The sequence below is a fragment of the uncultured Pedobacter sp. genome, from assembly GCF_913776295.1.
Lineage (GTDB): Bacteria > Bacteroidota > Bacteroidia > Sphingobacteriales > Sphingobacteriaceae > Pedobacter.
The window spans coordinates 1-26682 of sequence record NZ_CAJYOJ010000020.1; the positions used below are offsets into that span (position 1 = coordinate 1).

Annotated in this window: 23 protein-coding genes; 12 read left to right on the top strand and 11 right to left on the bottom strand. The window is 40.8% G+C overall.

From position 1 onward, the window contains the following. Window positions 1-235 precede the first annotated feature (235 nt). Both QZ738_RS04145 and QZ738_RS04150 read right to left on the bottom strand, forming a co-directional pair. Window positions 236-1540: a carboxypeptidase-like regulatory domain-containing protein gene (locus QZ738_RS04145; RefSeq protein ID WP_293784929.1), complete on the bottom strand. Its 1305-nt coding sequence runs from the start codon at window positions 1538-1540 to the stop codon at window positions 236-238. After that, window positions 1533-2111 (bottom strand): sigma-70 family RNA polymerase sigma factor, encoded by a 579-nt coding sequence (locus QZ738_RS04150; protein ID WP_293784933.1) that lies wholly within the window; start codon window positions 2109-2111, stop codon window positions 1533-1535. The genes QZ738_RS04145 and QZ738_RS04150 overlap by 8 nt, the downstream gene beginning before the upstream one ends. Before the next feature lie 103 nt (window positions 2112-2214). Here QZ738_RS04150 and QZ738_RS04155 point away from each other — a divergent pair, with 103 nt between their 5' ends. The 11 genes from QZ738_RS04155 to QZ738_RS04205 all read left to right on the top strand — a co-directional run bounded on the left by QZ738_RS04155 (window position 2215) and on the right by QZ738_RS04205 (window position 10571). Beyond that, window positions 2215-4116, top strand: a complete 1902-nt coding sequence (locus tag QZ738_RS04155; protein WP_293784936.1) for a von Willebrand factor type A domain-containing protein — start codon at window positions 2215-2217, stop codon at window positions 4114-4116. After that, entirely contained in the window at window positions 4103-4864 is a 762-nt protein-coding gene (locus QZ738_RS04160; RefSeq protein ID WP_293784939.1) for a DUF4197 domain-containing protein, read from the top strand. Before QZ738_RS04155 ends, QZ738_RS04160 begins: the two co-directional genes overlap by 14 nt. A 335-nt stretch (window positions 4865-5199) precedes the next feature. Beyond that, window positions 5200-5751, top strand: coding sequence for a sigma-70 family RNA polymerase sigma factor (locus QZ738_RS04165; protein ID WP_293784942.1), 552 nt, complete (start codon window positions 5200-5202; stop codon window positions 5749-5751). A gap of 10 nt (window positions 5752-5761) precedes the next feature. Beyond that, a complete protein-coding gene (locus QZ738_RS04170) occupies window positions 5762-6112 on the top strand; it encodes a hypothetical protein (protein ID WP_293784945.1) in 351 nt (116 codons plus the stop codon). 689 nt (window positions 6113-6801) lie between these two features. After that, window positions 6802-7068, top strand: a complete 267-nt coding sequence (locus QZ738_RS04175; RefSeq protein ID WP_293784948.1) for a hypothetical protein — start codon at window positions 6802-6804, stop codon at window positions 7066-7068. 6 nt (window positions 7069-7074) lie between these two features. Beyond that, a complete protein-coding gene (locus QZ738_RS04180) occupies window positions 7075-7305 on the top strand; it encodes a hypothetical protein (protein WP_293784951.1) in 231 nt (76 codons plus the stop codon). 5 nt (window positions 7306-7310) lie between these two features. Then, complete coding sequence (locus QZ738_RS04185) at window positions 7311-7703, top strand: hypothetical protein (RefSeq protein WP_293784954.1); 393 nt, start codon at window positions 7311-7313, stop codon at window positions 7701-7703. Between the two features lie 54 nt (window positions 7704-7757). After that, the gene (locus QZ738_RS04190; RefSeq protein WP_293784956.1) at window positions 7758-8078 is read left to right on the top strand and encodes a hypothetical protein; all 321 of its coding nucleotides are present in this window, start codon (window positions 7758-7760) and stop codon (window positions 8076-8078) included. Further along, window positions 7985-8194 (top strand): Hsp20 family protein, encoded by a 210-nt coding sequence (locus tag QZ738_RS04195; RefSeq protein WP_293785017.1) that lies wholly within the window; start codon window positions 7985-7987, stop codon window positions 8192-8194. The genes QZ738_RS04190 and QZ738_RS04195 overlap by 94 nt, the downstream gene beginning before the upstream one ends. 175 nt (window positions 8195-8369) lie before the next feature. Next, on the top strand, window positions 8370-9590 hold the full coding sequence (locus QZ738_RS04200) for a DEAD/DEAH box helicase (protein ID WP_293784958.1): 1221 nt from the start codon (window positions 8370-8372) through the stop codon (window positions 9588-9590). A 69-nt stretch (window positions 9591-9659) separates the two neighbouring features. Further along, the gene (locus QZ738_RS04205; protein ID WP_293784960.1) at window positions 9660-10571 is read left to right on the top strand and encodes an AEC family transporter; all 912 of its coding nucleotides are present in this window, start codon (window positions 9660-9662) and stop codon (window positions 10569-10571) included. Between the two features lie 242 nt (window positions 10572-10813). Here QZ738_RS04205 and QZ738_RS04210 read toward each other — a convergent pair whose 3' ends face one another. Next, window positions 10814-12007 carry a C1 family peptidase gene (locus tag QZ738_RS04210; RefSeq protein ID WP_293784962.1) on the bottom strand — a complete coding sequence of 398 codons (1194 nt, stop codon included), beginning with the start codon at window positions 12005-12007 and terminating at the stop codon, window positions 10814-10816. 111 nt (window positions 12008-12118) lie between these two features. Beyond that, the gene (locus QZ738_RS04215) at window positions 12119-13546 is read right to left on the bottom strand and encodes an L-serine ammonia-lyase (protein WP_293784964.1); all 1428 of its coding nucleotides are present in this window, start codon (window positions 13544-13546) and stop codon (window positions 12119-12121) included. A 111-nt stretch (window positions 13547-13657) separates the two neighbouring features. Between QZ738_RS04215 and QZ738_RS04220 the strand changes: the two genes are divergently transcribed. Beyond that, complete coding sequence (locus tag QZ738_RS04220) at window positions 13658-14149, top strand: RDD family protein (RefSeq protein WP_293784966.1); 492 nt, start codon at window positions 13658-13660, stop codon at window positions 14147-14149. On the opposite strand, the gene QZ738_RS04225 is transcribed toward QZ738_RS04220, so the two are convergent. From QZ738_RS04225 to QZ738_RS04255, 7 genes are all read right to left on the bottom strand, one after another. After that, window positions 14130-14789 carry an MgtC/SapB family protein gene (locus tag QZ738_RS04225; RefSeq protein ID WP_293784968.1) on the bottom strand — a complete coding sequence of 220 codons (660 nt, stop codon included), beginning with the start codon at window positions 14787-14789 and terminating at the stop codon, window positions 14130-14132. The genes QZ738_RS04220 and QZ738_RS04225 overlap by 20 nt on opposite strands. Before the next feature lie 23 nt (window positions 14790-14812). Next, the gene (locus tag QZ738_RS04230; RefSeq protein ID WP_293784970.1) at window positions 14813-15826 is read right to left on the bottom strand and encodes a PorP/SprF family type IX secretion system membrane protein; all 1014 of its coding nucleotides are present in this window, start codon (window positions 15824-15826) and stop codon (window positions 14813-14815) included. A gap of 3 nt (window positions 15827-15829) precedes the next feature. Further along, window positions 15830-21787, bottom strand: coding sequence for a PKD domain-containing protein (locus QZ738_RS04235; RefSeq protein ID WP_293784972.1), 5958 nt, complete (start codon window positions 21785-21787; stop codon window positions 15830-15832). 292 nt (window positions 21788-22079) lie between these two features. Beyond that, window positions 22080-23714, bottom strand: a complete 1635-nt coding sequence (groL, locus tag QZ738_RS04240; protein WP_293784974.1) for a chaperonin GroEL — start codon at window positions 23712-23714, stop codon at window positions 22080-22082. Between the two features lie 101 nt (window positions 23715-23815). Further along, window positions 23816-24106 (bottom strand): co-chaperone GroES, encoded by a 291-nt coding sequence (gene groES, locus QZ738_RS04245; protein ID WP_025141798.1) that lies wholly within the window; start codon window positions 24104-24106, stop codon window positions 23816-23818. Between the two features lie 382 nt (window positions 24107-24488). Continuing rightward, on the bottom strand, window positions 24489-25253 hold the full coding sequence (locus QZ738_RS04250; protein ID WP_293784976.1) for a TIGR03915 family putative DNA repair protein: 765 nt from the start codon (window positions 25251-25253) through the stop codon (window positions 24489-24491). Between the two features lie 122 nt (window positions 25254-25375). Then, window positions 25376-26632 carry a putative DNA modification/repair radical SAM protein gene (locus tag QZ738_RS04255; RefSeq protein ID WP_293784978.1) on the bottom strand — a complete coding sequence of 419 codons (1257 nt, stop codon included), beginning with the start codon at window positions 26630-26632 and terminating at the stop codon, window positions 25376-25378. Between the last annotated feature and the right edge of the window lie 50 nt (window positions 26633-26682).

Below are 26682 nucleotides of genomic sequence, written 5' to 3' on the forward strand. Positions count from 1 at the left end.
ATCCGAAAAATTTGTTAGGCCGGACTTAAGTAGAACGGAGACACAGTGCGAAGGCCTTTTTGGATGGAAATGTATATTTCATAAGTATTTAACTATCAAATAATTACAAAATAACGTCAATGGTAGAGCAACGAAGGATCTTTTAGCCCAGATTTAAAACGTAACGCTAAGCTCTATGTGGTAATATTTACAACAAATTAGCATACAATGCTGATTACAGGGATAACTAAGTAGGCTAAAACTTAATGCTGATCTCTACTGAATCGGTTCCGTTTTTAGGTAACACCCAATCCGGACCTTCCTGTATTAACCGTTTGGCTTCTGCATCGGCCTTTTTGTTCAGCGATTTGATAACGGAAATGTTGGTAGGCCGTCCGTTGCTTTTAACTTTGAAACTTAAAATCACAAATTGTTCAGGTCCTTTAGGGTTATAAAGCTTATTGTTATGCGCTAAATACTGGCTATAGTTAACGGTAGAAACCGGAATAGGTTTCGTAATCTCATTCGCCGATTTTCCATCCAGGTTTTGTTCTGCACGCAGTGTAATTTTTGGTGCAGCGATGTTGTCTTTTTTACGCCCGTTCGAACCTGTGATCAACGCAATTTCGTTTAATGATTTATCGCCACTCAATGCATTTCTGATGGCATTAGGATCTTGCAGACCAGCCACAGGTAATTCTTTAAAGCCAATAGCATTAATTAATAGGTCTTTATCTTTGGCATTACTATCAGCAGGTAAATAGAAATAGCCTTTTGCATCGGTTGCCGTTACATTTTTGGAACCAGCTAATTTTACTACAGCTCCCTGAACAGGCTGTCCATTACTTTGATCTACTACATTACCACTAAATGCAATTTTGTTTGAGGTTACAGCGGGTTCGGCTGCCGCCATTGCCTCATTTAAAGTAACACCGCCCGGTTTGGAATCGCTAAGGCTTATGCGGCTCATTGCCTTTGCGCCATTATTATCAGCTGTGATTTTTGCGGCTTTTACCTCAGCATTTTGTTGCACTGTATTCTTTGCAGCAATGGTAGTTTTTGTATTTTTTGCCAGATCTCCCGTTTTGGATGCTGTAATTGCTTTATCAACTAAGGTAGCCTTAGTCGTGTTTTGCTTAACAATTTCTTCTTTAGCTTTTGTTTGGGCAGAGGCAATACCCGTGGTGCTATCTAAGTGAACCAATACACCTTCCTTTTGATGTGCAGCCAGTTCAGCATTTCTGCGGTTGGTTTCGCGCATAAAAAACAGAATGCTCACCGCAATAAAAGCTACTGTTGCAGTTGCCGCAATACTTAGCCTTTGGGTGGTAATGCCCCAAAGCTTACGCTTTACGGGCTTTTCTGATACACGATCGTAAAGTTGTTTTTGTAAAATGGACAGCGTTTGCCTGCGTTTTGGCGACTGCTTCAATCCTTCCAGAGCTTCTGCAACGAAAGGATCTTCCAAAGCCTGTTTTTCTACAAAATGCATAGCCCTCGCATCAAGCTTACCATCCAGGTAATCTTCCAGTACATCAATATCTAACCAATCGTTATTCACTACTGTTCTTCTCTATACAAATCTTTAAATTCCGCTTGCCATTCTGGATGTAACTCTTCACTTTAAGCATATCGTAACCCGTAATATCGGCTACTTCTTTATAGCATTTTTCTTGTAAATAAAATAAATCTACGCTTTTTCGCTGTTCTTCAGGCAAAGTTTCCATACACTTTTCCATAATGGTAAGCTGCGTTTCTTTTGTGTTGTCTATATCAAGATGCACAAAATCAGTATTTTCCACAAAAGTATCGTCTATGGATACATTATTTTGCTTAGCTGATTTCCGCAAGGCCATTAAACAATGGTTCCGCGTTAACACGTGGAGCCAGCTTTTAAAGTTCTGTACCTCATGTACTTTTAGCTTTGTTACCAGTTCTTCAAAAATCTGCATCACGGCATCCTTACTTTGCTCTTCATCTTTAAAGTAGTTTATACAAACCCCGAATACCAAATGCATGTATTTGTTGTAAAGCGTACCTAATGCATCCAGATCGCCCGTATTTTTATACTGGGCAATCAGTTTGGCATCGTCTTGCGGGGCGTTCCCGGCTGTGTTTTTTATAAACCTCAAAAATTGGTCGCTATTTCGAATTATCTTCCAAGTATAAAAAATATTTCTGAGTATCAATATGGAAAAACCCGAAGAACTACATCATCCTTAAAAATTTAAGACTATGAAAAAGCTTCTATTCTCTCTAATTGCAGTTTTTTTGCTGATGGGGTTCAAACAGTTTGATGGCCGAACGATTAACGGTGTGATTACCGATGCGACATCTGTTTTACCGGGGGCATCAATCATGACAAATTATAGTAAACGTGTTGCTACCGCAGATTTGAAGGGCAGATACAGTATCCAGATAACCGAGAAAGATACGGAGCTCAAGATCTCATATATTGGTTATAAAGCCCAAACCATAAAAATTGGAAAACGAAAAACGATAGACGTGATAATGGTTGCAGATAACACGACTTTAAATGAGGTTGTCGTTGTTGGTTATGGAATGCAACGAAAAAGTATAACGACATCATCTGTTGCTGTAGTTTCCAATCAGGCTTTAGCCGGAAGAGTTGCGGGATTATCTGTTTCGGGCGGGCAAAAAGGTATGGAGTACAGAAGCGAAGAAAGTTATAAAGGCGTTGCCGAAAATACCTTTCACAAAGTAAAAAGCGACCCCTTATCTACCTTTTCAATTGATGTTGATGCGGCATCGTATAGCAATGTCAGGCGGTTCATTAACGGAGGTAGCCTGCCTGAACAGGATGCGGTGCGGATTGAGGAGATGATCAACTATTTTGATTATGAATATGAGCAGCCAAAAGGTAATGATCCTGTTAATATCATTACCGAAATGGCTCCCGCACCGTGGAATAACACCCATAAACTGGTGCAAATTGGTTTACAGGCTAAAACTGTTACAGCCGAAAAGCTACCGGCATCCAATTTGGTTTTTCTGATCGATGTTTCCGGTTCGATGAGTGCAGCGAACAAACTTCCTTTACTGATTTCGTCATTCAAATTATTAACCGATCAACTTAGAGAAAAAGATAAGGTTGCAATTGTGGTTTATGCCGGAAATTCTGGTGTGGTTTTGCCTGCAACACATGGAAATGAAAAAATCCGGATTAAAGATGCCCTCGATAAATTAAGCGCTGGTGGTTCTACTGCTGGCGGACAGGGCATTAAGCTTGCCTATAAAATTGCTTCAGAAAATTTTATAAAAGGAGGCAACAACCGCGTAATTTTAGCTACCGATGGTGACTTTAATGTTGGAGCAAGCAGTGATTCGGATATGGAAAAGCTGATTGAAGACAAAAGAAAAAGTGGTGTGTTTTTGACCGTTTTAGGTTACGGCATGGGTAACTATAAAGATAGCAAAATGGAAATACTTGCCGATAAAGGAAATGGCAATTATGCCTATATCGATAATTTAACGGAAGCGCGGAAAGTATTGGTAAATGAATTTGGCGGAACCTTATTTACAGTTGCCAAAGATGTTAAACTGCAAATTGAATTTAATCCGGCTGAGGTTCAGTCTTACCGTTTAATTGGATATGAAAACAGGCTTCTGGCAAAAGAAGATTTTAATAACGATGAAAAGGATGCAGGAGAAATAGGTTCGGGCCATAGTGTTACTGCGCTCTATGAAATTATTCCGACGGGAGTTAACGACAGTTTTACCGTAGCTGTAGATGATTTGAAATATCAAAAAATAACGCCATCAAATACCAGCAATTCAAATGAACTGCTTACCATTAAACTTCGTTATAAAGAACCTTCAGGTAGCAGAAGTAAGTTATTGGTGAAAGCCGTAAACAAAAACACTTTAAACATTAATTCAACAAGCGATAATTTTAGGTTTGCTGCTTCAGTCGCTGAATTTGGCATGATTTTAAAAAGTTCAGCATTCAAACAAAAAGCTAATTTTGATCAGGTAATCGCTTTGGCCGAAACGGCAAAAGGGAAAGACAGGGAGGGTTATCGCTCCGAATTTTTAAGCCTAGTAAAATCGGCGAAATTAATGGCCAAAGATTTGCTAAGCATAAAAGATAAACTCATCATGAATGAAAAAAATTAATGTGGCATCTGCAACCCTGGCATTTCTGTTATTAACAAGCCTTAATGTTAGCGCACAGATCAAACTGAGCGATATCTTTAAAAAGGTAACTGAGAAGCAAGGTTCTACAACCGCTGCTTCGGGAACACCCTCTGCTTTTGAAATAGGACAGGGAATTAAAGAAGCGCTACAAATCGGTGTTTCTGCGGGCGCAGACAGGCTTTCGGTTAAAGATGGATTTTTAGGCAATCTGGCTGTTAAAATCCTGATGCCTCCTGAGGCACAAAAAGTTGAAAGGACATTACGTGGCATAGGTTTAAACAAGCTTTGCGATAATGTGATTGTAAGTTTAAACCGAGCGGCCGAGGATGCTGCTACTGAAGCAAAACCTATTTTTATATCGGCCATTAAACAGATGACCTTAACTGATGCGACCAATATACTTTTGGGTAATAAAGACGCCGCGACCGAATATTTTAAGCGAGTAACGACTGCTCAATTGATGCAAAAATTTAGTCCGATTGTAACAGCGAGTTTAAATAAGGTAAACGCGACCAGATATTACAGCGATTTAACTACACAATATAACCGTTTGCCCCTGGTGAAACCTGTAAACACCAACCTGACGGAATATGTTACACAAAAAGCAATAGATGGTTTATTTGTTGAGATAGCCAAAGAAGAGTTGAAAATCAGGGGTAACCTGAGTTCAAGAAGTACCACGCTGCTGCAAAAAGTATTTGGATACGCGGACAGGAAAAAGAGTTAATTTTGTGTGTTTCGTGCAGACACAAACCAGGGCGGAGGATTTTAAAGGTTGTAGAATGCACCGACTTTGTTAATAAACCTGATGGCAGCGGCAGCCCCGAAGCATGAGGGCTATAGCAAACAGCAGGACTGCAGTCCGCCAAAAAGATGTGCCCTTTCATTTTCAAAAAAAGATTATGAAAACCTCATCCTTTCTGTATACAAGGCCTTTTTAGACTTTCGAAGTTAGCCTTGCTCATTCCCAATACCAAACTTCGAAAGTTTGCCGAAAAAAAATAAAGAAATTTAAAGTAATATTGAGTCTCATCCGTTTACTTGGATATCAAGCAAAATTTAGTGCCAACAAACGAGCCTCAAAATATCATTTCAACGGTTGCCAATTATGGTAAACGCTTGTTCAGTTTCATCCGGGGGCGGGTGAATACGGATGAGGATGCAGAAGATATCTTACAGGATGTTTGGTTTCAACTCAGCAACCAACCCGAAACGGGCGCCATTGAGCAGATTAGCGGCTGGCTATATCGGGTGGCCAGAAATAAGATTACCGATAAGTACCGCAAACAAAAGGAAGAATCGTTAGAAGATTTCACCTTCGAAGGTGAAGATGGGGAAATCAATTTTAAAGAAATTCTACTGGCCGAAGCTTATTCGCCGGAAGAAGAAAGTTTGAAAAAACTGTTTTGGGATCAATTGTTTCTGGCACTGGAAGAACTGCCCGAAAATCAGCGCTATATATATGTTCAGAACGAACTGGAAGAACGTACCTTTCAGGAACTGGCTGATGAAAGCGGTGAAAACATCAAAACATTAATATCGAGAAAGGGTTATGCGGTAAAACACCTCCGTAACCGTTTACAAAACTTATATCAGGAGTTTATTAACTATTAAATTTACAGGCATGATGAATAGAAATTTTAATCGTGGTAAAAAATTCATGTTCTTTTTCCCTGTAGCGGTGCTTATTGCAGCGGTGCTGGGCTATGTAGTGATGTGTTTATGGAACTGGATTTTGCCGGAAGTTGCCCACACGGGGCGACTTAATTACTGGCAGGCCCTTGGTTTGCTTGTGCTGTGCCGGATATTGTTCGGAAATTTTAACAAAGGAGGACACGGTGGCGGCGGCTTCCGTGAGCGTGCGAAGAACATGCGTGCTAAATGGGATTCGATGAACGAAGAGGAGCGCGCAAAATTTAAAGAAGAATATAAGCGGAGGTGTGGCGGATGGCGCCATCATTGTAATAAGGAATAGCCTGGAAGCCTCGATTAATTCGGGGCTTTTTTGTTGTACTGACAAATCAAACAAGGTAGTGTTATCGACAACCGGAGCCCGGAATGGAGAGGTCTATCAAGGCAGATTTTTCACCCGAACTTTCGGGACTGTGCTTCAGGTGAAATGACGGTCGATTTTTCAAACGACTTTGTACTTATTCTATCGGCCGATCGGCGAGTTAATCTGTTAAAAGATCCTTCGATTCGCTACCATTGACAGAATCCTATAGAAGAATCGTCATTTCGACTGGAGCATGTCGATTTTCATCGGGAGCGAAATGCCCGCCTGTGCGGACAGGCCTGCCCGTACAGGCGGGGAGAAATCTTTTGAGACAGATTTAGCTTCGCTGATCACTTCGTGGTTCTCGACTGCGTTGCACTCCGCTCCAAATGACGACTTGGAAGAGGCTGTCATTCAAATTGATTTTTATAAAATAAATCTTATTCTATCGTCTGGTTTCTCGCCGACAGAGCGTTAGTCTGTTAAAAAGATCCTTCACTTTGTTCAGGATGACATGATTATGGAAATCTCTTCAGCATAAAAAAATCAAAATAATTTAAAGTAAAAATAAACTTACCCCGTCTTCCTCTATAAATAACAAAAAAACAGCGTCGTTAATTTAAAAAGCTTACAGTAAGTTAATTACGCTGATGATAAAACATTGGGAAATGAAAAAAATATTAAAAACTATAGGATTTGGGATGGTACTTGGAGCAATCGCTTTCTTCATCCCGTTTGTGTTCAAATTTATATTGGCCATTGCAGTGATCGGTTTGATGTTCAGGATTTTTTCTGGTAGGCGTCGCCATTATTTCTATAATCGCTTTAACGGTTTCGGGAATCATTATAGCCCAATTGTACCGATCGACAACCAATGGTACAGGCCAGCCATACAAGGCAGTGGAACAGTTAATTACATTAATATAAATGATTAAGAGGAAATGAGAACATTTAAAATATTATTGGCATTGGCTGTTGCCGCAGGAACATTCTACAGCTTAAATGTACTGGCCACTCAATATGGATACCGGGATCGGTTAGATTTTAAAAACAGGCATTATCACGGCGGTTGTGATCACGGTCAATACAGCAATCATGGCTTTAGTCATCATCGTACGCCGGTTTCGGACACCATTATTCCACCAGATAGTATAAACAAAGTAAGTAGATAACCCAGATGTCAAAAGTACTTTTTTTAAGCGATCCATCTCAAGCTGATGTTAACCCGATTTTGGGTATGGCAAACGAGATGATTAACAGGGGAGAGCAGGTCACTTTTTTTAGTTCGGATGAATTTAAGGCGCCCATAGAACAAATCGGCGCAGACTTTAAGGCCTATAATCAGGGGTTGAATATTTTTCAGGCGCAAGAGACTAGAAATGAAGAAGAACCACCCAAATCAGGATTGATCAGCGCCTTGCTGGAGCCGATGAAATTTATCGATGATATTTTGGTTCAGTTAAGGGGCTTAAAATTTGATTATGCGGTTTTCTCACCATCGTATCCCTATGCAAATATCATTACACAGTTGCTGGATATCCCTAAAACTAAACAAGTAGCTTATCATTAATATTGGCTTCGGCCGATAAATTAACAACGTAAATAACAATTAAAATTTAATCACATGTACAACGAATATAGATGCCATCAGGGCAGGCATGGCATTTTTGGCCGGGGAGCAGGAAAATTTAACGGCCCATTTGGTCACCATAAACATGCCATGTTTACTCAGGGCTTCAGAAAGGTGCCAGCCAATATAGAAGAAACAGAAAGTAATTTTATTATTGAGCTTTTTGCACCAGCTTTGGTTAAAGAAAACTTAAAAGTAGTAACTGAGGATGAAGTATTAACATTTCTTACGAACCCAAAGAAGATGCAGATCCTAGTAAAAAATATAGCAGGCGAGAATATAGCAACGGTGCTTTCGAAAGAGCGTTTAGTCTAAACGGAAAAATTTTGGTTGAAAATATCTCAGCCAGGTATGCTGATGGAATTTTACAGGTTACGCTACCTAAAAACCCCGAAACGAATATCCCAGAGAAATCTATTCTGGTAGACTAAGTTTCGTCTATTATAATTTCGAGGCCTCAATTGTTTAAGCAGTTGGGGCTATTTTGTTTTTAGTGCAAATGAATTACCCGGCATCATTTTTAAATGCTTATGTAAGAAAATAAATGCGGGTTTGTTATTAGCCGTATTTTAAGGTACTTTTGTTAAAAGACATAAACACAATAGATTGAATTTTAACGACTTTAATTTTAACCCCGATTTATACGAAGGCTTGATGGCCATGGGGTATAAAAGCGCTACTCCAATACAAGAACATGCCATTCCGGTAATTTTGGATAATCATGATCTGATTGCCTGTGCGCAAACAGGTACAGGAAAAACGGCCAGCTATCTTTTACCGGTAATGGATAAAATCAGCAAAGCAGCCGATAGACACAACAATACTTTAATCCTGGCACCGACACGAGAACTTGCACAACAGATTGATTTACAGGTAGAAGCTCTGGCTTATTTTACCAATATCAGCTCTTTGGCAGTTTACGGTGGTGGAGATGGCATTGCTTATGAACAGCAAAAACGGTCGATGCGAGAAGGTGTGGATATTATTATTGCCACTCCAGGCAGGTTAATGGCACATTTATCTTCAGGGGTATTAAAACTGGAACATTTACAGCATTTGATTTTGGATGAAGCTGATAGAATGTTGGATATGGGCTTTTATGATGATATTATCCGCATTATCAGTTACCTGCCCAAAAAAAGGCAAACGCTTTTGTTTTCAGCTACCATGGCTCCAAAAATAAGAGCAATGGCTGGCAAGATTTTGCACGAACCCAAACAAATTACCATTTCACTTGCTAAACCTGCTGAAGGGATTGACCAACAAGCCTATAATATTCATGATCAGCAAAAACAGGCTTTGTTAACGGAAATTTTCAAAAGCGGCCAATACAAAAGCAGTATTATTTTTGCCTCTACAAAAGAAAAGGTAAAGGCACTATATAAAGCTTTTAAAGGTTTAGGCATCAAAGCAGAAGCTTTTCACTCGGATTTAGGGCAAAAAGAACGTGAAGATATTCTGTTGGCCTTTAAGAACCGTAGATTACCTATTCTAATCGGAACGGATGTATTATCTCGTGGAATCGATGTAGAAGGTATCGATCTGGTGATCAATTATGATGTTCCTGGCGATCCGGCTGATTATGTGCACCGAATTGGTCGTACAGCACGGGCAGCAACAAAAGGTACCGCTATTACCCTGGTGAACGGACGAGACAAACGCAAGTTTGATAACATTGAGAAATTGATTGAGAAAGCAGTTCCGCGTATGCCACTCCCTGAAAGTGTATCTGCCATAGAAATTACACATGTAGAGGAAAAAAAGGCGCCGCATAAAGGAAAGAAAAAGGTTTGGCACAAAAAGAAAAAGCCGAAACCCTCAGTTTAAAGTATTTAAAACGCCATAAGACTGTTCTTACTGGCGTTTTTCTTTTATAGATTATCTTTGCGCTATTAAATGGCAAACTTCATTCTTATCGGTTTATGTATTTTAGTGGGTATTCTTTTCAGAAAGAGCAAATCTTTGCCTAAAGATGCACACAAAGGCATTAATGCATGGATCATCTATATTGCGCTCCCAGCCGTTTCGTTTAAATACCTGCCACATATTACGTGGACAAAAGAGCTGCTTTTTCCTGCTTTGGCCCCGGTTTGTATCTGGCTGTTCGGGTGGTTATTCATCACCGTTTACAGCCGTATCCGGAACATCAGCAAAGCAAGCTCTGGAGGTTTAAAACTAACCAGTTCTTTAAGCAATACATCATTTGTAGGTTTCCCGCTGATTTTGGCCTATTTTAGCGAGAAGGAACTGGCTATAGCCATTATCTGCGATCAGGTTACTTTTACGTTACTGTCGACCATTGGTGTTATTGTGGCCATCCGTTCGTCACAGCACCAAAAACTAAGCGCAAAATTAGTGTTTAAGAAGGTATTAACCTTTCCGCCGCTTATTGGTTGTGTACTGGCGCTAACCCTGCCAAGTTTCGTAAATCTGGTTCCACTAGATCCGTTATTCGAAAAACTAGCAGCTACGGTGGGGCCATTGGCTTTATTTTCGATAGGTTTACAGCTAAAATTTGGAGGCTGGTTTGGCGAATTGAAACATATCAGTTTTGCTTTACTATATAAACTGATTTTAGCCCCTTTGGTGGTGCTGCTGTTTGCTATAGTTTTAGGAATGAGTGGTACCATTACCAAAATAACGATTTTCGAAATGGCTATGCCAACGTTGTTGACCGCAGGGGTGGTAGCCGATCAGTATAATCTTAACCCAAAACTTTCCAATTTGATAGTAGGGATCGGAATATTGCTTTCGTTTGTTACCACGGGTTTCTGGTGGCTGGTGCTTACTTATTCGGGGCTGGTTTAAAATTGGCCTCTTTGTTTTACCACAGAGTTTAGCGGAGAGGTGACACAAAGAACACAGAGTAGGGTTATGTATAGGTGTAACTTAATCACGAAATTTGATGTATACCGCATATAAATACTAAGCTTTAACCTTAAAACATGCCCGGTTTCTCAGTATCCTTGGTGTAGAACTCGGTGTCCGCTGTGTTTAAAAACAAAAGCCGCAAAATTTCTCCTGCGGCTTCTCGAATAATTCAAATATAATTACAGCGCTAATTTCCTGGCAATTGCAGATGGGATACCTGCCTTGTTTAATAAAATTGCCGTTGTTTTATATTTTACGTAGTTTTTGGTTACGTATAGATAGCCTTTATAATCGTTGCTTGCACCCCATGAATTTTTAACGATATAATATTCTTTACCTGTCTGATCTTTCGCTAAGCCAACAATGTGCATGCCGTGATCATCAGTTGTCTGATAGTTATCAAAAGCAAGCTGGCGGTTTTCCTGCGTAATTTCCATTTCTGGCTGCGGGCCATTAAACATTTCTGCTTTTTGTTTCGCGGTCATTTCAGCAAAAGGGGTTTGCGGAACAAAGGCCACACCATTTTTCCAGCTGAAGTTTTTTTCGCTAACATCTGTAGCCCATGCCACGGTATAGCCACCCTTCAAAGCGTTATCAATAATGTCTGTTAACTCATTAACCTTTACGTTATAAACCTGATCGAAAGACCAGTTATCAGGCACCAATAAAGTGAATTTGCTGTAGAAGGGGTGATCGTTGAAAGACGAAAGTTCTATATAGTTATCGGGATTTAAACCCACCACTTCCTGAGCGAAAGTTTTTGGTGTATATTTTTTTCCATTATAGGTAAAGTTTTCAGGCACGGCGCCCAAATAAGCATCAATTACACTGGTATAAGCTTTTAACCAGTTTGGGGTTAACTCGCCATTAGCATTTTTTACAACAGCTTCTAAAACACCTTTTTCAATATCACCAAGTTCTGCAGTTTTATTGATTTTAGTGCCATAATTTAGCCCGGTGTATACCTCTTGTGGAACGGCACCATATTTCCTGTACATATTGATTACATCATGCAAAGCACCACCATCTCCCAGTGAAACCGCACCATGCATACGCACGTAATTTTTACCTTTTTCTACGTAGGCATTGCGGGCTGAAAAAAGCGGAGATAAGGTTACAGGCTGTTTACCCGCTTTAATCATTTCTGATTCCAGAAAAGAGTTAGTAGAATAGCTCCAGCAGGTACCTGAAGATCCCTGATTCTGAACCGGGGTATTGGCCAGGTTAATGACTTCGGTAAATCTAAACGAAGCTGCACTGTTTTCGCTTTGATTGTTTTTTAAAGAATTAACGAGATTGTCTTGCGCATAAGTCGCTGATACAGATAACGACAAAGCTAAGCCAATCACACTGATTTTGGTGTAGTTGATCATTTTTTATGGATAATTAATAATGGAGCGAATGTAAAAATACTTGGTGATTTAGCACCCCAAAATTTTGGAATAAATCGATAACATTGGTCATATTATTGCAACAATGTTGAATTAACATTCCGGTAAACTGATTGGAATGTTGGTTGCCAGTCCGCCATCAGATGTTTCTTTGTATTTTGCATTCATATCCAGGGCGGTTTCCCACATGGTATTGACTACGGCATCTAAGCTTACTTTTGCTTTATCAGGATTACTCTGTAATGCCAATTGGCTGGCCGTAATCGCTTTGATAGCACCCATGGTGTTTCTCTCGATGCAGGGAATCTGTACCAGGCCACCAATCGGATCGCAGGTTAAACCTAAGTGATGCTCCATGGCAATTTCTGCTGCCATTAAAACCTGCCGTTGCGAACCGCCTAAACATTCGGTTAATGCTGCGGCAGCCATGGCTGAAGACACGCCAATTTCGGCCTGACAGCCACCCATAGCGGCTGAGATTGTTGCTCCTTTTTTGAAAATGCTGCCGATTTCTGAAGCACAGGCAATAAACTGGATGATTTTATCTTCGCTATAACCATTACAAAAAGTAATAAAATATTGTAATACAGCAGGGATTACGCCTGCGGCACCATTTGTAGGTGCAGTTACCACACGACCAAAAGATGCATTTTCTTCATTAACGGCTAATGCAAAACAGCTTACCCAGTCTAAAATATAATTAAAGCCGTTTCCTCCTTTTCTGATGGCTTCTACCCAGCCGGTATAATCTGAATATTCATTTTTGCCAACTAATCGCTTATTCAGCGGAAACGCCCTTCTCGCTACATTTAAGCCTCCCGGTAGGAAACCTGTAGTATGGCATCCGCGATAAATACAATCGCGCATCACAGCAAAATGTTGTAGAATGCCTTTTTTCGTGTCTGTTTCAGTACGCCATGCCAGTTCATTCTCCATTACGATTTCGCTCACCTTTAAACCGGTAGATAAACACCAGTGTAAAAGGTCTTTTGCTTTATCTACAGGAAAAGGGAGGTCTACCTGGGCCTTTTTGTTATTGTCTTCGCCTTCTTTTACCACAAAACCGCCGCCTATAGAGTAATAGGTTTCAGAAAAGGCTTTTCCATCTTTTAAAAATGCCTGAAAAGTGACAGCATTGGGGTGGAAGGGTAAACTTTCGGAAAAAAGGAAAAGGAGATCGTTATCGTAATCAAAATCAATTATTAATTTATCGGCAAGATTTAACTTTTTATCTTTTTGAATGCTTTCGAAAGTCGGGGTAACCGCATCTACATCAAAAGTTACCGGATCCGCGCCTGTTAAACCCAATACGATGGCAACATCGGTTCCATGGCCTTTGCCTGTTTTTGCCAGAGAGCCATACAGCAATATCTTGATGCCCTCAACATTGCTGATGAGGCTGCGCTGTGTGAGCGAAGCCGTAAATTGCTGAGCAGCCCGCCACGGACCTAAAGTATGTGAACTGGATGGGCCAATACCTATTTTGAAAATATCGAAAACCGAAATTTGCTCCTTGATCATGATAAAAGTTAGTTACACAAAGCTAAGATTGTTTTTATGATTTGGATAAATTAATTTTGGCTGTGGATGGAAATGTTTATCTTCGAGAAATCTAATCCAAACGCTTCAAAAATGGAATTTAATTATAACGCTCAAGAAATCGACCTAAGCTATTGCCGTGCCAGTTCAAGCAAAAGATTTACCAATTATATCATCGACCTGGTCGCTTTTTACATTATCTTTTTTGTTGCTTGCATCGGTGTCGGAATTTTACTGCCTGGAATTTTAGATGGAGTTAATGATCTTGTCGACCGGTTAATCGCGATGGTTTGTTATGTCTTTGTAATGTGTTTAACAGAAGCTGTTTCACATGGAAAATCAATCGGAAAGCTGATTACGGGAACTAAAGCCGTAAACTTAGATGGTAGTGAGATCGATTTTGCGAAAGCATTTACCAGGAATATGATCCGGGTGATTCCTTTTAATGCAATCAGCGGGCTTGGTAATCCCTGCGATCCATGGCACGATCGGCTGTCGAACACGATGGTGATTGACGAGAAAAAACTAGCCTTGCAAACGCGAAAGGTAGAACTGTTTGATTCGGTTAAAAATCAAACTCAATAATATCTTTATCCATTAACATCCGTTCTACAAATTTCTGATGGTTTTTTGGTGTGCCTGTAGCCGTCCAGTTTCCGGTAATAATGTTGTTTGCCAGCTGATGTTTGCCGCGCTGGGGTTTAAGTTTGCTTTCTCTGAAAACTTCTTCGTAACTTTCTAAATCACTATTTGTATGTTGTTTTTTAACAATGCGATAAATCCGTTTGGTAAAACGTCGGTCGCCTATTTCTTCTAAAAAGGGGAAGATAATTAACGCCAGCATAACCACGGCGGTAACTCCAATGGCCTGTTCGTAGTAACCAGAACCTACAGCCATGCCGATGGCCGCCACAATCCAGATGATGCAGGCCGTAGTTAACCCTTTAACACGGTTTTCTTCTTTAAAAATTACGCCAGCACCCAGAAAACCAATACCGGTAACAATGTTCGAGGCAATGCGGTCTTGACTGGTTGGCCCTATTTTGATGGATAATATGGTGAATAGGGTTGCGCCTAAACCAATCATCATCATGGTTTTTAATCCGGCAGATTTACTCCTGTATTCGCGTTCTGCCCCGATTATACCACAAAGTAGCGTAGCCAACAAAAATTTATTGATTTCACTTTGTGTAATGAAATGGTTTTGTTCTATAATTTCGTTCATCGCCTTTAATTATCACCGGCAAATTAATAAAAATCATAACATCTTAATCCATTTGCACGGCCACCGTTTGAACTATTTGGAAAATATTTTTCGTAACCTACACCGATTTCGGACGTTCCACCGGTATTGCTATAATTAATTTTAGAAGTTGTAGCATCATGACTAATCCCCAACCGGAATTTTTCACCGTTGGTTCTCCGGTTAAAAATATCGAAGATTACAGAAAACACAATCGCATCATTCCCATTGGAATTCCCATCGTTGCGATACCAGATCCCCGCATTTATACTGGCATACTTATATTGCATGCCGGCACTAAATGATTTCACATTACCTTGTTTATACGCAATTATGGACGGGATAAGGTAATTTCCATCGCGATCGTACTCATCCGGTACCAAGGTTAACTTATAACTTAAATTGCCTGAAATGCGCATGGGTAACCTGGCCTGAAAACCAGATATGGATTCATCCGGACGGTTTAGGTGATGAACCGCCAATCCCATCATGAACTTTCCGACTACAAGGTTGGCACCAGCATTTGAATCGAAATAATAGCGGCTATCTACACTTGGCCTTTCTGCGCCCGATATACTGCCCGGAACATAACCTGTAATATCAATCTGATCGCCAAATACCAGTTTATCCCAATTTAGCTTTTGATTGGTAATGCCACCCTGTAATCCAAATGACAGGGCAAAATCGTTTCCACCAATGATATAGGAATAGCTTAATGCAATATTGTTTTTAAGCAAATAGGCTGTGCCTTCGCTGCTGCGGTTAAAAATGATCCCAATACCGCTGTTTAGTCTACTCAGATTGAGATCTCCTGAAGCAGTCATGTATGAATAATCGCTGGCCAAACCTGTCCATTGATTACGATAGAGCGCATTAAACCTGATGTCGCCTTCAAACTGCCCGGTAAGTGCCGGATTCAGGTAAATTGGCGCATTGTAAAACTGGGAGTAAATGTGGTCTTGAGCTAAAGCTGCCATTGGCAGTAACCAAAACAAAAACATGATTATCCTTCTCGCCATTATCTATCTGATTAAATATATTACGCCGGTTTTTCGGGGAGGGGATGAATCGTAAGTCATTCCTTTCCAGTCGCTTCCATTAATAAATTTGATATCTACTTTCCAGTAATAAACCCCCTGTGGCTGTTCTTGCCCCTTGTACGTGCCGTCCCAACCTTCAAGAGGCGCTCCATCATCCAGTTTCGTTGTTTCCCATAGTAATTCTCCCCATTTGTTAAAAACAGACATGTTCCACTCTTTTATGCCCCGACCTTTTGCTTTAAAGATTTTAATCTCATTTTTGGTGCTTGCAGGCATAAAGGAATTGGGAATGCTTAAATTTCCTGGTACACCGATAATTCTCACCGTTTGAAAAGTAGAAGCAGAACAGCCCTCTTTGTTCATTACTTTCAGGGTTACATCATACGTGCCTTCATTGGCATACGTATGGTTAGGGTTTTGTAAGGTTGATTTAACACCATCACCAAAAGACCACTCCCAGCTAACCGAGCCTGAGCCGATATCTTTAAAGCCAAAAGTATAATTTGGAACAGCTGATTCGTTCCCGGGACTGACCGTGAATGTGGCTGTTGGTGGCGCAACAATATGGATGAAATTGCTTTTTGTTAAGACCTGAGAACAATCCAATGCGTTGATTGCAGTTAAAGTTACATTGTAGTTCACATCCGATCCAATGTAGGTATGCTGTGGTTCAAATTCATTTGAGATAGGGGAGCCATCGCCAAAATCCCAGGCATAACCAATAGCTCCTACACTTGTATTTTTAAATTTAGCAACCAGGTTGGTGCAGCCGGCAGTTTTATCGGCACTGAAACTTACTGTAGGTTGGGCAAGTACGGTTACGCTCTCGATAGCTGAATTTTTCGAACAATCGTTTTCAGCATCTAACCTAATGGTGTATTGTCCTGGTTTAAGGAAAGTATATGGAAAAACGCCTGTATTGGTGGTTGGGACGACCACAGGGGCTTCTCCGGAGTCTTCGTTGGTAATGGTATAAACGAAGCGGCTCGCTCCGCTGGTATTATTTAAAAAGTTAACAGTCCAGGGGGCGCAACCCTTTTTCTCGTTGCCATTTACCACCAGGGCCGGTGTAATATCATTTGGCGATACCCTGATCACGACCGGGGTAGAAGTTGTCTCGCCACAGCTATTCTTAGCTGTCATATTAACAACAAAATCCTTTACCACAAGTGTTTTGAAGGTATGGCTTATTGTTTTCCTATCAGTTAGCGGACCTGATGAAGTACCATCACCAAAATCGTAGGTGTAGGTTGTGCCCGCACTTTCCGGGCTGGTATTGATGAAGTTTACCAGGAGATCAGCACATCCTGTTGTTTTATCAGGCGAAAATATGGCAACAGGTTTAGCATGTACAATAACCGTTGCAGATGTAACAACGGCCGGACCACACGGTAGGGTTGTGGTTAGCGTAATGGTATAGGTTTTATCTTTCCCACTTGGATCAGCCAGAAAAGTGATTGCTGCAGGTTGTGCAAGGGTAGAAGATTGTCCATTGCCAAAGTTCCATGCATAGGTGGCGCTGTTAAGTGGATTTGTGGTGTTGGTGAAAGTAACACTAAGCGGTCCGCACCCTTCTGTTGCGCTTTGTGTAAATGATGGTGTAACACCAGGAAAGGTGCTGAATACTTCGATTTTTTCATCCTGATTACAACCCAGGCTGCTACTAACCTCAAGTTTTATGGTTACGGTTTCATTGCCATTGTTAATGGTGTAACCCGGGAATGTTGGTCCTGTTCCAATTTGAACATTATTGGCAAACCAGGTATAAGTACCATTTCTATCAGGATATAGGGTTGCTGCAATATTGGTTGCATCGAGTTTAAAAGGCGCACAGCCGGTTTTGGTATTGTAGGTTATTTCTGCTTTTGCATTGGGGTTTACTGTTATTTTAATCTGATTGCTTAAACTGTTGCTGCAAACACCACTGGATACCGATCGGCGATAATAAATGCTTACGGTAGGTACTGGCGGCGTAAAGCTGACACTGTTTGCACCTAATACATCGCTCCAGTCGGCTCCATTTAAGCTTGATTGCCATTGATAGCTGTATGTTCCGCTACCGCCGCCTGGCGTACTACCGGTTAAAGCAGCAGCTGCCGTGCCGGTACAGATGTTTTGATCGGCAGAAATGGTATTATTGGTGATCGCTGGCAAAACGGTAATCTGTACCGAATTACTGAATGATGGACAAGAGGTACTGTTTACCACCCTTCTGAAGTAGCTTGAAACTGATGGTGTTATCGTTAAGTCTTTGTTAGTGGCCGAAGGAATGTTGACCCATGTGTTACCATCGGTACTGTTTTGCCACTGGTAAGCATAAGTACCCGCTCCTCCCGTAGGTACGTCGCCGTTGATGGTTGTATTCTGTCCTGAGCAGATAGGTACAGCCGATGCGTTGATATTATTGGTAACTACCGGATAATACGTAATGGTTACCTCATCTGTAGAAGGTGGGCAAGAGCCAAAACCAGTAATGGTCCACCTGAAAGTATAGGTTTGGCCAGGTACCAAACCAGTAACAGAAGTGTTATATAGGCTTGGATCGGTAATGGTAACACCTGTTTGGGCTGATGTGATCATCCACGCGCCACTATTAGGTGCCGGGTTATTTCCATTTAGATTAATGCTGCTTCCGGTGCATAAACTTTGGTCTGGACCCGCGTTGGCTACAACTGTTCCGGGATTTACCGTTATGGTGGTAACCGAAGAGAAAGCTTCTGCACAGCTACCACTTTGCACCACCGCACGGTACTGTGTGGTAATTGTTAAGTTAGCGTATACATACGGATTTGCCGTTGAAGTAATTGTAGACCAGCTTAGCCCATTATCAATTGATCTTTCCCAACGGATAATATTGCCAACCTGCCCTGTTAAATTGATGTTCCCACTATTTGCACCCGCACATAAATTGGCATCGCCTGTTGTAGTACCGCCAACACCGAGTGGGTTAACTGTGATTTGAACATCATCACTGGCTGTAGAACAGTTAGTATCGCTTATTGTCCATCTCAAGGTATAAGTGTTTCCTGCCTGTAAGCCATTAATTGTTGTATTAGCCTGTGTATCGTCAGCAAAAGTTACCGCTGTTGGCGCATTAACGATTGTCCACTTGCCCGTACCAACTGCTGGCGTATTTCCTTTTAAAGTGTAAGTGCCGACATTGCAGATGGCTTCGTCTATGCCTGCATTTGGCAATGTTGCACTTGGCAAAACTGTAATGGTAATATTTACAGGCGTACCTGGGCAGCCATTTATAGATACGGGCGTGATGGTATAGGTTACGTTGCCAGTGGTGGTGCCGGAATTGATTAAAATATCGTTTATCTGCGTTTCTGCTGATGCTACAGTTCTATTGCTGTTACCCGTAATGTTTCCGTTTACCGTGCTGCTGTAAATGTAATTTACCCCTGCAAAATTGCTTGATAAGGTAATGGCTGATGATGTTTTGTTACAGATGGTTGAACTGGCCGATGTAGCAGTAACAATTGGATTAGGCTTCACGGTAACCACCAGGTTAAACGGCGTTCCGTTGCAGTCATCGAAATGCGGAGTAATGGTATAGGTTACACTGGCATCGGTATTGGAATCATTGTTGGTAAGGACATCATTAATGTTTCCTGCCCCATTTGCGGTATATCCGGTTACAGACGATGTTCCGGTTGCTGTCCAGGTGTAGGTTACACCCGCTACGGCTGAAGTGGGGGTATAAGCTACGCTGTTACCGGTACAGATGGTTTTGGTTGCTGCACTGGTTACGCTGATGTCGGGTTTGATTTTTAAGATAATTTCATCGTCGATCTGATTACATGGAGCAGCCAACGTTGTAGTAACCCTTAATGTTAACGTAACTGTACCAGCTCTTTTTTCAGCCGATGTGGGCGTATAAACGGCATTTAAATCATTTCGGCCAGGCGCAAACGTTCCCTGTCCGCCAATCCAGGCCTGCGTGGTTGTGGTTCCGGTTACCGTGCCACTCAATGTAAAACTCGGGTCGTTAAAGCAAATACTTTGATCGGGCCCGGCATTAACTACAGGAGCGGTGCTGAAAGTGATTACCTGGGTATCTTCTGCTGTACCACAATTGTTTTTATGGACAACCTTTATCGTATAAGTATCGTAACTGTCGAATTTTATGGAAGGGTATTTAGAATTTGCCATTGTACCACCAGTAAAGCTGTATGTGCCAGATCCCGATGGCGTAACGGTCCAGGTGTAAGTGTCGGAAAGATCTTTTGTAGTACCGGTTATTAATGTTTTGGTTGGCCCGGTGGTGGTATTGTTAAAATCGTAAGTAGCAAGATTACATAACGTAATATCAGGTGAAAGAGTAGCTTTGGGGCTTTCATTTACTACAACAGTTTGTGGATTACTCGTAACGGTACCGCAGGCCGCCGTGCTGATGCTAAGTGTAATGGTATAGGTGCCAGGACTGGTAAAGTTAAACAGCGGTTCTTTGCTTGCTGCATTGGTGCCTCCTGCAAAGCCAACTGATGGGCTTACTGACCATGAATAGTTATTCGCTGCATTGCAGATATTATCTAAAATAGAAAGATCAGTTGCTTTTAACGTTGTTCCGGTACAGACTGTGTTTGATGGTAAACTGAAACCAGGCTTCGGTGGGTCCTGGATACAGATTTTCATTTCCACCGGATCGGCATTACATGCGCCTGAGTTATTTGATTCTAACCGGATAGTATGTTCGCCATGTGTAGTGAATTGATGTACCAGATTATATGACTTGGGTTGGTTTGCTTTTACAGGTACACCATCTACATACCAGTTATAAGTTACTTCATTGGGCGTACATCCTATGGTATTTGTGTTCGGATTTTCGCCAGCCGTAGAAGTGTTGACAAAAGTAATGTCGGAGTTGGTACAGCCGGGGCTATTAAAAGTAAAAGAATTTATCGGTTTAACCACAACTTTTGCCGATGAAGCAACCGGTGTTCCAACGATGCCGCAAAAGGCGTTCGATACATTGATGGATACGTCAAAAGCATTATAAATGGTTCCTGCACTAGAGGTTGAAACACTTCCGCAGGATGATTTCATGTAGGAGTGTGCTACCATGCCTCCATTATTGATAATCTCGCAGAGTGTGTAAGTAGTTGTAGATTGATCGCCCCAGTTGATGGTATAAATATTGCCTGGGAAATTGTTTTGAATGCCGGAAGGTGAAGTAACATCAACGTTAAAGGTTAAGGTTCCTAACGGCAAACATACCACGGTATTTCCTGTGTTGGCAAAGGCAGTGATGGTTCTGTTATTGATTAACAGGTAAGCTTTGGTGGCAACCGAACCGTCAGGCATTACTGCCTTGGTATAAATGGTATAATGCGATTGCTGGGCTGTAAAACTTTGTATCGGTGTAGGGAAAGACATTGTGGTTGTGCTACCGCCACTACCCTGATCGGTTATTGTTGCCGTAACATTACTATTTGCTGTAGATTCGTTATTGATCAAAAAAGAATTATTGGGCCTACTCATACAAGTGCCAAAAGTTTCTCTATTGTTATTATTTAAGTAGGTTGAGGTGAGCTTGGCTTCAACCGCTGTTCCGGCTTTAATCTCGAAAGGTGTAGAAGCAGCACTGACCGAAGTTGGAAAAGTTGTTTTTACACGAACACGATAGCCTGTACCCGGCGTTAGACCTGTAGGGAGCAATCCATTTACATAGGTGCTATAAAACCCTGTGTATGATCCAATAAGCGTTTCTGCTGCAAAACTTCCATTTTGATCTGATAAATAAAGTTGAAATTGATTTCCCTGAGAGATGCAGCTAGCAGGCATTTGAAAAGGAACGGCAATGGTGCTGCCTGGGGTATATGGTCCGGGATCTGCCATGCCGGTGGTTACCTGTGCAAAAACATTTGGCGCAAGCAGAAACATTCCAAAAAACAGGAGATAAGAAAGCCTTACCCTTTTACAACAAATCTTCATAAACCTCTAATAGTAGGGAATGATTTTATTGTGTTCCGGAAGCTTTGTCAGTTTAACTTGCTTTAGCCTAATATCAGAAATGAGTACTAGACTTGAGACACATCAATAAATATTCGATATAAGTTACGTAGTTTTCATGTTACATATACAAAATTTTACACCAAATAAACTAGATGAGTAGATTGTAACCGCGATAGGTTTCCTTTTGAGTGTACTAGGGGCAAAAAAAAACCCTCAGGGCATTATGCCAAGAGGGTTTTTTTACACGAAATCGTTTCGCTATAAGTGGATATTACATCATACCACCCATACCGCCGCCGCCCATTGGAGGCATTGGAGCACCACCTTCTTCAGGCTCATCTGCTAAAACAACTTCTGTGGTTAATAACATGGCTGCAATTGATGCTGCATTTTCTAGCGCTACACGGCTTACTTTTGTCGGGTCGATAACACCGGCACCGATTAAGTTTTCGTAAGCACCAGTACGTGCATTATAACCAAAATCTGCGGTGCCTTCTTTAACTTTTTGTACTACAATAGAACCTTCAATACCTGCGTTTTCGCAAATTTGACGCAATGGTTCTTCGATAGCACGACGGATAATCTGGATACCCGTATTTTCGTCTTCGTTAACGCCTTTTAAATCAGCGATAGAAGCTACCGCGCGAATGAAAGCTACGCCACCACCGGCAACAATACCTTCTTCAACAGCCGCACGGGTTGCGTGTAAAGCATCATCAACACGGTCTTTTTTCTCTTTCATTTCAACCTCACTAGCTGCACCAACATAAAGTACTGCAACACCGCCAGCCAATTTAGCTAAACGCTCTTGCAATTTTTCTTTATCGTAGTCAGAAGTAGTGGTTTCAATCTGCGCTTTAATCTGGTTAACACGTGCTTTAATATCATCTGTATTGCCTGCACCGTTAATTACAGTTGTATTGTCTTTATCAACAACCACTTTCTCCGCAGAACCTAAGTAAGTTAAATCAGCATTTTCTAATTTGTAACCTCTTTCTTCCGAAATAACGGTACCTCCGGTTAAGATCGCGATGTCTTCTAACATGGCTTTTCTTCTGTCGCCAAATCCCGGAGCTTTAACAGCCACAACTTTCAGTGAACCACGGATTTTGTTAACTACCAAGGTGGCTAAAGCTTCGCCATCCAAATCTTCAGCAATGATTACCAACGGTTTGCCTGTTTGAACAGTTTTTTCTAAAACCGGCAACAATTCTTTCATGTTGCTGATTTTTTTGTCGTAGATTAAAATGTAAGGGCTATCTAATTCAGCTTCCATTTTATCTGCGTTGGTCACAAAATATGGAGATAAGTAACCCCTGTCAAATTGCATACCTTCTACTGTTTTAACTTCAGTCTCAGTACCTTTTGCTTCTTCAACTGTGATTACACCATCTTTACCAACTTTACCCATTGCCTCAGCAATTAAAGCACCGATTACTTCATCGTTGTTAGCAGATATAGATGCAACCTGTTTGATTTTGTTATTATCTTCACCAACAGTTTGTGATTGTGTTTTTAAGTTTTCTACAACTGCAGCAACTGCTTTATCGATACCACGTTTTAAATCCATTGGGTTTGCACCGGCAGCTACGTTTTTAATACCTGTAGTGATGATTGCCTGAGCCAATACAGTAGCGGTAGTCGTACCATCACCAGCAATATCGGCTGTTTTTGAGGCTACTTCTTTAACCATCTGAGCGCCCATGTTCTCCACTGCGTCTTTTAATTCGATTTCTTTCGCTACAGTAACACCATCTTTGGTAATGGCTGGTGATCCGAATTTTTTATCGATAATTACGTTACGTCCTTTTGGACCCAAGGTCACTTTCACTGCATTTGCAAGAATATCAACCCCTCTTTTCAGGGCGTCGCGTGCTTCTACGTTATATTTTACTTGTTTAGACATTTTTTAAAATATTTTAAGTTTTAATGTTGAAAGGTTGAAACATTTCAACTCTTCCGATTTATATAACATTACAACGTTATGACGTTGTAACATTTCAATTTTTACCCAACAACAGCGTAAATATCGGTCTCACGCATAATGAGGTAATCTTTACCTTCGTAAGGGAATTCAGTACCGCCGTATTTACCATAAATTACAACATCGCCAACTTTTACGCTCGCTTTTTTACCTTCAGAATCTTCTTCAGAAACAGAAACTACAGTTCCTTTAGATGGTTTTTCTTTTGCAGTATCAGGGATATACAAACCTGATGCAGTTTTTTCTTCTGCTGCAGCCGGTTCAACGATTACTCTGTTCGAACTGCCAGCAATTGGTTTAAGGTTTAACGCCATAACTTTTATTATTTTTTTATTTTGATTTGATTTTTAACTGAGCATACAATTACACTTTTTATGCCAAGTGATTTTGAGGGACAAATTTTCACCAAACTGTCAATCTTTTCATGTTAAAGGTTCGTGAGCGTGTCAGCATGGCAGTATGTTAGGTTTTTTAACCTGGCTTATGTTTAATTTTTAGTATTCGCTGCGCGACTTTCATGCTAATCCGATATCGCTACCATTGACAGACTCCAATAGAAAAATCGTCATTACTTAGTCGGCTGAAAAAGCCTTTCTCGCATTTGACGATGCCTCTTGTCCTATCAATTTGCTAATTAGCTGTCATTGCTATTGATTTTTATTAAATAAATTATCCATCAGGGTGACAAACCGAGATTTACGGTAATTCCTTTTCTGTTAAATATTTCCAGTATCTCCGCGGTACATGCTGCACATGCAGTTTGGTGTTTTTACGAGCCACGATATTTGCGCTTTTAAAATAATCTTTCCAAAGTGTCGCATATAAGAATTCGTTTTCATCCATTAACTCTGATGCCGGATTTTGTTTACTTGCACCACTGGTAAAACTGATTGTAATTTCTTCAACAGCAATTAAATTATAGTGCAGGCCATATTTCCGTTTCAAATCATAAATTACCCATTGTTGGTCGGCATATCGGTTTTTAAAATGATTGGATATTAAAGGTAATACATTAAAATCAGGATCGATACCAGCATAATATATCCCATCGCCGGTTTTCTGAAAGCGGATAAAAGCTTCCATTCGGTGTTTTTCCCTTTCTACGCTTTTAGCATATTTAGAAAGGGCAATTACATGCTCGTTTCCATAGTTGCTTTCCGCGCCCGCAGCATGTTTAAAAATGTAGATTGAAAATTGAAAGAGGTGGTTGTAAACTTCCGGAATTTCGGATAAATAGCTGCAATAAAATTTGCGGAGCCATTCTTTTTTCAGTTTTTTCTGAAGTCCGGCCCAAACACGGTCTGCCTTTATTGTATCGGTAATCACGGTAAAACTTTCTGCAAAAACTTCAGGCTGAAACATCTCGGTTGATTGGAGCACCACTTTACCGGGCCTGCGCTCAAACCATTCAAAAACGGCTGATAATAGCCCTTGCAGTGAACCATCAAAAATGTAGGTCATTTGTGGGAGTAGTTTAATTGTCATTCTGAACGCAGTGAAGAATCCTCAGGGCAGGAAAAGCAGAATCCAAGAGCTACCTTCCGATTAAAAGATCCTTTACTCCGTTCAGGATAACAGCACGTTTAAAACAATATCATCTGGTTGCTATCCGTTTTTAAATATTTGCTCTTGCTTTCGGCCAGAATAAAAGCCTTGATTTGTGTGCCTTGATAGTCTTTTAACTGATAGGGGCTATCGGCACAGGTTATAAAATGTTTGGCTTTATTATAGGCTATCCCTATTTTTTTGAGCTGATCAATCCTTAGTTTACCAAACTTTCGGGCCTGTACAATCTTCTTTGCTGACATTACGCCGATTCCAGGTATCCGCAGAATCATTTTATAATCTGCCGTATTAACATCAACGGGGAAATGTTGCATATTTCTAATTGCCCAGCTTAATTTTGGATCAATATCAATATCAAGATTTGGGTTGGCATCATTTAAAATTTCCTGTACCTTAAAGCCGTAAAAACGCATAAGCCAATCGGTTTGGTATAAACGGTTTTCCCTTAACAAAGGTGGTTGTGAGCCGAGTATGGGCATCCGCGTATCGTTGCTAATGGGTACATAACCAGAATAATATACTCTTTTTAAGGAAAAATTTTTGTAGAAGGCATTAGCGGTATACATGATGTCTTTATCGCTCTCGGGCGTGGCACCTATGACCATTTGAGTGCTTTGCCCCGCCGGTACAAATTTCGGGATATGTTTGATTAATTTTTTATCTGCCGAAAACTGAGTAATCTGTTTTTGCACGAAGTCGAGTGGTTTAATCACATCGGCATGGTTTTTTTCAGGAGCCAAAAGTTTTAATCCGGCCTCGGTAGGCATTTCCAGGTTGATGCTCATCCGGTCGGCATATAAGCCCGCTTCTTTTATCAATTCATCGCTGGCGCCAGGGATAGTTTTTAAATGAATGTAACCATTGTAATTTTGCTCTAAACGCAATTTTTTTACCACCAAAAGCAGTCTTTCCATGGTAAAATCAGCATTTTTAAAAATCCCTGAACTTAAAAACAATCCCTCTATATAGTTACGGCGATAAAAATTCATGGTAAGATCTACCACTTCATCTACTGTAAAAGCTGCACGTTTGATATCGTTACTTTTACGCGAAACGCAAAATAAACAATCGTAAATGCAATGATTGGTGAGCAGGATTTTTAATAACGAAACACATCTGCCGTCTTCGGTATAGGTATGGCAAATGCCAGAAGTGTGGCTGTTGCCAAGCCCTTTGTTCTCATTCTTTCTTGTGCCTCCGCTTGATGAACAAGAAACATCATATTTAGCAGCGTCAGCAAGAATATTTAATTTTTCTCGGATACGATCAGACATAGGGAAATTTTTACTAACAAAGATAGTTTAATAACTAAAAATATTAGTAA

Bases quoted from the DNA above. Each gene is read 5' to 3' on its own strand.
- QZ738_RS04205 (WP_293784960.1), top strand. From the start codon at position 9,660: ATGGCAAACTTCATTCTTATCGGTTTATGTATTTTAGTGGGTATTCTT.
- QZ738_RS04215 (WP_293784964.1), bottom strand. From the start codon at position 13,546: ATGATCAAGGAGCAAATTTCGGTTTTCGATATTTTCAAAATAGGTATT.
- QZ738_RS04175 (WP_293784948.1), top strand. From the start codon at position 6,802: ATGAAAAAAATATTAAAAACTATAGGATTTGGGATGGTACTTGGAGCA.
- QZ738_RS04225 (WP_293784968.1), bottom strand. From the start codon at position 14,789: ATGAACGAAATTATAGAACAAAACCATTTCATTACACAAAGTGAAATC.
- QZ738_RS04250 (WP_293784976.1), bottom strand. From the start codon at position 25,253: ATGACCTACATTTTTGATGGTTCACTGCAAGGGCTATTATCAGCCGTT.
- groES (WP_025141798.1), bottom strand. From the start codon at position 24,106: ATGGCGTTAAACCTTAAACCAATTGCTGGCAGTTCGAACAGAGTAATC.
- QZ738_RS04160 (WP_293784939.1), top strand. From the start codon at position 4,103: ATGAAAAAAATTAATGTGGCATCTGCAACCCTGGCATTTCTGTTATTA.
- QZ738_RS04190 (WP_293784956.1), top strand. From the start codon at position 7,758: ATGTACAACGAATATAGATGCCATCAGGGCAGGCATGGCATTTTTGGC.
- QZ738_RS04235 (WP_293784972.1), bottom strand. From the start codon at position 21,787: ATGAAGATTTGTTGTAAAAGGGTAAGGCTTTCTTATCTCCTGTTTTTT.
- QZ738_RS04255 (WP_293784978.1), bottom strand. From the start codon at position 26,632: ATGTCTGATCGTATCCGAGAAAAATTAAATATTCTTGCTGACGCTGCT.
- QZ738_RS04185 (WP_293784954.1), top strand. From the start codon at position 7,311: ATGTCAAAAGTACTTTTTTTAAGCGATCCATCTCAAGCTGATGTTAAC.
- groL (WP_293784974.1), bottom strand. From the start codon at position 23,714: ATGTCTAAACAAGTAAAATATAACGTAGAAGCACGCGACGCCCTGAAA.
- QZ738_RS04170 (WP_293784945.1), top strand. From the start codon at position 5,762: ATGATGAATAGAAATTTTAATCGTGGTAAAAAATTCATGTTCTTTTTC.
- QZ738_RS04220 (WP_293784966.1), top strand. From the start codon at position 13,658: ATGGAATTTAATTATAACGCTCAAGAAATCGACCTAAGCTATTGCCGT.
- QZ738_RS04230 (WP_293784970.1), bottom strand. From the start codon at position 15,826: ATGGCGAGAAGGATAATCATGTTTTTGTTTTGGTTACTGCCAATGGCA.
- QZ738_RS04180 (WP_293784951.1), top strand. From the start codon at position 7,075: ATGAGAACATTTAAAATATTATTGGCATTGGCTGTTGCCGCAGGAACA.
- QZ738_RS04210 (WP_293784962.1), bottom strand. From the start codon at position 12,007: ATGATCAACTACACCAAAATCAGTGTGATTGGCTTAGCTTTGTCGTTA.
- QZ738_RS04155 (WP_293784936.1), top strand. From the start codon at position 2,215: ATGAAAAAGCTTCTATTCTCTCTAATTGCAGTTTTTTTGCTGATGGGG.